The organism is Sphingomonas sp. GW822-FHT03G08 (assembly GCF_058801135.1).
Map to the genome: position 1 here is coordinate 1 of NZ_JBXAMZ010000003.1, position 5,918 is coordinate 5,918.

Sequence of the window (5,918 nt, forward strand, 5' to 3'; positions counted from 1 at the left end):
GTTGGTTGCGGGAGCAGGATTTGAACCTGCGACCTTCAGGTTATGAGCCTGACGAGCTACCGGGCTGCTCCATCCCGCGCCAAACGGGGGATGACAAGGTGAATGGGTTCTTCCGATGCACAAGCTTCAATGCCTGGCGACGACCTACTCTTCCATCGCTTAAGCGATAGTACCATCGGCGCTGTCTGGTTTCACGGCCGAGTTCGGGATGGGATCGGGTGGGTCACAGACGCTATAGCCACCAAGCAATGAAGCTTGTGCAGCGGAAGTTTTTCAAACCGTGCGATTGATCAAGGCTGATGAACATCCATCCAACGAAGCGTTGGTCGCTCATCAAACTGATGTTTGATGGATGGCCAGTGCTGTCGTTGATGGTGGGACTCATCAAGTGCGAATAGGACAATTAGGACCGGTTAGCTCCACACGTTACCGCGCTTCCACATCCGGCCTATCAAGGTCGTGGTCTTCGACCGTCCTAAGAAATCTTATCTCGAGGGAGGCTTCCCGCTTAGATGCTTTCAGCGGTTATCCCGTCCATACATAGCTACCCTGCTGCGCCGTTGGCACGACGACAGGTACACCAGAGGTATGTTCAACCCGGTCCTCTCGTACTAGGGTCAACTCCTCTCAAATTTCGACGCCCACGGCAGATAGGGACCAAACTGTCTCGCGACGTTCTGAACCCAGCTCACGTACCACTTTAATTGGCGAACAGCCAAACCCTTGGGACCTGCTCCAGCCCCAGGATGTGATGAGCCGACATCGAGGTGCCAAACAACCCCGTCGATATGAGCTCTTGGGGGTTATCAGCCTGTTATCCCCGGCGTACCTTTTATCCGTTGAGCGATGGCCCTTCCACGAGGGACCACCGGATCACTATGACCGACTTTCGTCTCTGCTCGACTTGTCAGTCTCGCAGTCAGGCTGGCTTATGCCATTGCACTCTAACAGTCGGTTTCCAACCGACCTGAGCCAACCTTCGCGCGCCTCCGTTACTCTTTAGGAGGCGACCGCCCCAGTCAAACTACCCGCCACAGAGGGTCCCAGAACCGGATAACGGTTCGTGGTTAGACATCAGAAAACAACAGGGTGGTATTTCACCTATGGCTCCACACCGGCTGGCGCCAATGCTTCAAAGCCTCCCACCTATGCTACACAGTTCTTTCCTAATGCCACTCTGAAGCTGCAGTAAAGGTGCACGGGGTCTTTCCGTCTAACCGCGGGTACTCCGCATCTTCACGGAGAATTCAATTTCGCTGAGCATGTCCTGGAGACAGTGGGGAAGTCGTTACGCCATTCGTGCAGGTCGGAACTTACCCGACAAGGAATTTCGCTACCTTAGGACCGTTATAGTTACGGCCGCCGTTTACCTGGGCTTCATTTCGGAGCTTGCACCCCTCCACTTAACCTTCAGGCACCGGGCAGGCGTCAGGCCCTATACGTCGTCTTGAAGCCGACTTAGCAGAGCCCTGTGTTTTTGCTAAACAGTCGCTACCCCCTGGCCTGTGCCCCCTGCTACTGCTTGCGCAATAACAGGGCCTCCTTCTTCCGAAGGTACGGAGGCAATTTGCCGAGTTCCTTCAGGACACTTCTCTCAAGCGCCTTGGTATACTCTACCTGACCACCTGTGTCGGTTTCGGGTACGGTCTATACGGTGGGGCTATTTCCCGGGACAGCTTCGAAGCATGCTCAATCCGTTAAGAGCATACAACACACACCATCCGTCACACACCACCAGGCCCACGAATATTAACGTGGTTCCCATCGACTACCCCCTTCGGGCTCGTCTTAGGGGCCGGCTCACCCTGCGCGGATTAGCCTTGCGCAGGAACCCTTGGTCTTTCGGCGAAAGGGCATCTCACCCTTTTTATCGCTACTCATGTCTGCATTCGCACTTCCGATACCTCCACGACCCATTACCAGATCGCTTCACAGGCTTACGGAACGCTCCGCTACCGCGTGTAGTAAACTACACACCCTAAGCTTCGGTGCACGTCTTGAGCCCCGTTACATCTTCGCCGCAGGAACCCTTATTTAGACCAGTGAGCTGTTACGCTTTCTTTAAAGGATGGCTGCTTCTAAGCCAACCTCCTGGTTGTTTTGGGATTCCCACATGCTTTCCCACTTAGACGTGACTTGGGGACCTTAGCTGTAGGTCAGGGCTGTTTCCCTTTTGACGACGGACCTTAGCACCCGCCGTCTGTCTCCCGGATATCACTCCTAGGTATTCGGAGTTTGGTTAGAATTGGTAGATCTCGCGACCCCCGCATCCATCCAGTGCTCTACCCCCTAGGGTGTTCATCCGAGGCACTACCTCAATAGTTTTCGCGGAGAACCAGCTATTTCCCGGCTTGATTGGCCTTTCACCCCTAAACACAACTCATCCGGTAACTTTTCAACGTTAATCGGTTCGGACCTCCAGTGCGTGTTACCGCACCTTCATCCTGGTCATGCCTAGATCGCCGGGTTTCGGGTCTAATACACCAAACTCATTCGCCCTATTCAGACTCGCTTTCGCTGCGCCTACACCTATCGGCTTAAGCTTGCTTGGTACATTAAGTCACAGACCCATTATGCAAGAGGTACGCTGTCACCCCATAAAGAGGCTCCAACTGCTTGTAGGCATTCGGTTTCAGGTACTGTTTCACTCCCCTCATCGGGGTGCTTTTCACCTTTCCCTCACGGTACTAGTTCGCTATCGGTCGCATACGAGTATTTAGGCTTAGAGGGTGGTCCCCCTATATTCAGACAGGATTACACGTGTCCCGCCCTACTCAAGTCCTGATACATCACTTTCGCATACGGGGCTGTCACCCGCTATGGCGTATCTTTCCAGATACTTCTGCTAGTTGAATATCAGGCACTGGCCTGGTCCGCGTTCGCTCGCCACTACTAACGGAATCTCGGTTGATGTCTTTTCCTCCGGGTACTGAGATGTTTCAGTTCTCCGGGTTCGCTTCACGAAGCCTATTTTATTCAGCTAAGTGATACCTTTTTCCAATTACCCCGATCGTCATTGCTGGCGGTCGAGATAATCGGATTAGGTGGGTTTCCCCATTCGGAAATCGTCGGGTCAAAGGTTGCTCACACCTCACCGACGCTTATCGCAGCGTGCCACGTCCTTCATCGCCTGTATGCGCCAAGGCATCCACCAAATGCCCTTACCTCACACTTGAGAGTCCACACCACCAACGACAACACTGGATCGGTCCTAAGACCGACACGAAACTCGGCAGAGCAGTGTGTCGCAGTATCTTGGTGTGGATGTTCATTTCTCAGCCTTGTTGGAAGCGCCCCATCTTAGCGGTCAACCAGATGGAACTTGTTGCTTCCGATTTGTTCCGGCGCTCGCTCCCGCAGACGATCCGAAGACCCCCCGCTGAAACCAACGCCGTCACGGCATCGATTTGAAAAACCCATTCACAATGTCAAAAAGCTCGCAGTCAGTGACTGCAATACTGCTCCGAGGAGCAGATCTCGTTACTTCATCATTCGGATATCTGGTGCGCGCCCACTTCCTTTCAAGAAGTGGTGGAGCCTATCGGGATCGAACCGATGACCTGATGCTTGCAAAGCAACCGCTCTCCCAGCTGAGCTAAGGCCCCGCACTGACAGATGGTGGGCCGAGTAGGAGTTGAACCTACGACCTCACGCTTATCAGGCGTGCGCTCTAACCACCTGAGCTACCGGCCCATCTGCCTGCCCGAACCAGCCATAAAGGCCGCGGGCGGCGTGAGCCAGCTCAGGCTAATACCTTCAGGCGCCAGACTTTCGTCTGACACCCAAGAGTATATCCGATGATGAAGGGACATGAGGACGGCGGCTATGTTCTTTGGAATGGAAGAAGCTCTTCCTCGCACCGAAGTGCCAGGCGCTTTCTGCCGATATCCTTAGAAAGGAGGTGATCCAGCCGCAGGTTCCCCTACGGCTACCTTGTTACGACTTCACCCCAGTCGCTAAACCCACCGTGGTCGCCTGCCTCTCTTGCGAGTTAGCGCAACGCCTTCGGGTGAATCCAACTCCCATGGTGTGACGGGCGGTGTGTACAAGGCCTGGGAACGTATTCACCGCGGCATGCTGATCCGCGATTACTAGCGATTCCGCCTTCATGCACTCGAGTTGCAGAGTACAATCCGAACTGAGACAACTTTTGGAGATTAGCTCACCCTCGCGGGATTGCTGCCCACTGTAGTTGCCATTGTAGCACGTGTGTAGCCCAGCGCGTAAGGGCCATGAGGACTTGACGTCATCCCCACCTTCCTCCGGCTTATCACCGGCGGTTCCTTTAGAGTACCCAACTAAATGATGGTAACTAAAGGCGAGGGTTGCGCTCGTTGCGGGACTTAACCCAACATCTCACGACACGAGCTGACGACAGCCATGCAGCACCTGTGTTCCAGTCCCCGAAGGGAAGAGATCCATCTCTGGAAATCGTCCGGACATGTCAAACGCTGGTAAGGTTCTGCGCGTTGCTTCGAATTAAACCACATGCTCCACCGCTTGTGCAGGCCCCCGTCAATTCCTTTGAGTTTTAATCTTGCGACCGTACTCCCCAGGCGGATAACTTAATGCGTTAGCTGCGCCACCCAAGCACCAAGTGCCCGGACAGCTAGTTATCATCGTTTACGGCGTGGACTACCAGGGTATCTAATCCTGTTTGCTCCCCACGCTTTCGCACCTCAGCGTCAATACCAGTCCAGTGAGCCGCCTTCGCCACTGGTGTTCTTCCGAATATCTACGAATTTCACCTCTACACTCGGAATTCCACTCACCTCTCCTGGATTCAAGCGATGCAGTCTCAAAGGCAGTTCTGGAGTTGAGCTCCAGGCTTTCACCTCTGACTTACAAAGCCGCCTACGTGCGCTTTACGCCCAGTAATTCCGAACAACGCTAGCTCCCTCCGTATTACCGCGGCTGCTGGCACGGAGTTAGCCGGAGCTTATTCTCCCGGTACTGTCATTATCATCCCGGGTAAAAGAGCTTTACAACCCTAAGGCCTTCATCACTCACGCGGCATTGCTGGATCAGGCTTTCGCCCATTGTCCAATATTCCCCACTGCTGCCTCCCGTAGGAGTCTGGGCCGTGTCTCAGTCCCAGTGTGGCTGATCATCCTCTCAGACCAGCTAAGGATCGTCGGCTTGGTGAGCCTTTACCTCACCAACTACCTAATCCTACGCGGGCTCATCCTTGGGCGATAAATCTTTGGTCTTGCGACATCATCCGGTATTAGCACGCCTTTCGGCGAGTTATTCCGAACCCAAGGGCAGATTCCCACGCGTTACGCACCCGTGCGCCACTAGACCCGAAGGTCTCGTTCGACTTGCATGTGTTAGGCATGCCGCCAGCGTTCGTTCTGAGCCAGGATCAAACTCTCAAGTTTGATGTTCCACCATACAACCGCCGGAATGTGCGATCGTACAGCAGCTCATTTCTAGGAGCCGTTCCTGCACAAATTCTTCACGTATGGAAACGTGTAGGACATGTTATGAACCCCGCCGCAAAGCCGAAGCCCCGCAACCGGAAGTCCATTGGAACGGCTTGGTTTGTCCGAGTATCCTACGCCTAGAAGCCGTAAGACCCGGGGCCGCCGCCCACATGTCCCTTCATCAAAATCACTATGTCAAAGAGCGACAAAAACCGACGCACCGTCTAACCCCTTTTTCTCGGGGCGACCTGTGCGCCTGGTTTTTGGTGACCGTCGAAGCGTTCCGGTGAGGAGCACCGCGTCGGTGGAGTGGCTTCTATGCCCGACTCCCCACCCCGTCAACAGCCATCTGTAACTTTCTGTCTTTTTTTCGAAACAGGAACCACAAACCACACAATATCAACACTTTAGCACCATTTTGAAGGTCCCAAAACCAACCCCGCATCCCCCAAACCAACCGAATCAACACCCGAATCACAACAGAATCAGGGG

1 protein-coding gene, 3 tRNA genes and 3 rRNA genes are annotated in these 5,918 nt (G+C 54.1%); all 7 read right to left on the bottom strand.

Annotated features, from left to right (window positions below):
* Positions 1 to 2: 2 nt before the first annotated feature.
* Positions 3 to 79 (bottom strand) — tRNA-Met (locus AC1RJ5_RS22335).
* Between the two features lie 52 nt (positions 80 to 131).
* A 5S ribosomal RNA gene (rrf, locus tag AC1RJ5_RS22340) occupies positions 132 to 246 on the bottom strand.
* Complete coding sequence (locus AC1RJ5_RS22345; RefSeq protein ID WP_493115851.1) at positions 233 to 385, bottom strand: hypothetical protein; 153 nt, start codon at positions 383 to 385, stop codon at positions 233 to 235. Before AC1RJ5_RS22345 ends, rrf begins: the two co-directional genes overlap by 14 nt.
* A 23S ribosomal RNA gene (locus AC1RJ5_RS22350) occupies positions 384 to 3,175 on the bottom strand. Before AC1RJ5_RS22350 ends, AC1RJ5_RS22345 begins: the two co-directional genes overlap by 2 nt.
* Before the next feature lie 354 nt (positions 3,176 to 3,529).
* Positions 3,530 to 3,605: transfer RNA gene (locus AC1RJ5_RS22355), tRNA-Ala, on the bottom strand.
* An 11-nt stretch (positions 3,606 to 3,616) separates the two neighbouring features.
* A tRNA-Ile gene (locus AC1RJ5_RS22360) sits at positions 3,617 to 3,693 on the bottom strand.
* Between the two features lie 201 nt (positions 3,694 to 3,894).
* Positions 3,895 to 5,381 (bottom strand): 16S ribosomal RNA (locus AC1RJ5_RS22365).
* Together the 16S, 23S and 5S rRNA genes with 3 tRNA genes alongside form the textbook arrangement of a ribosomal RNA operon.
* Between the last annotated feature and the right edge of the window lie 537 nt (positions 5,382 to 5,918).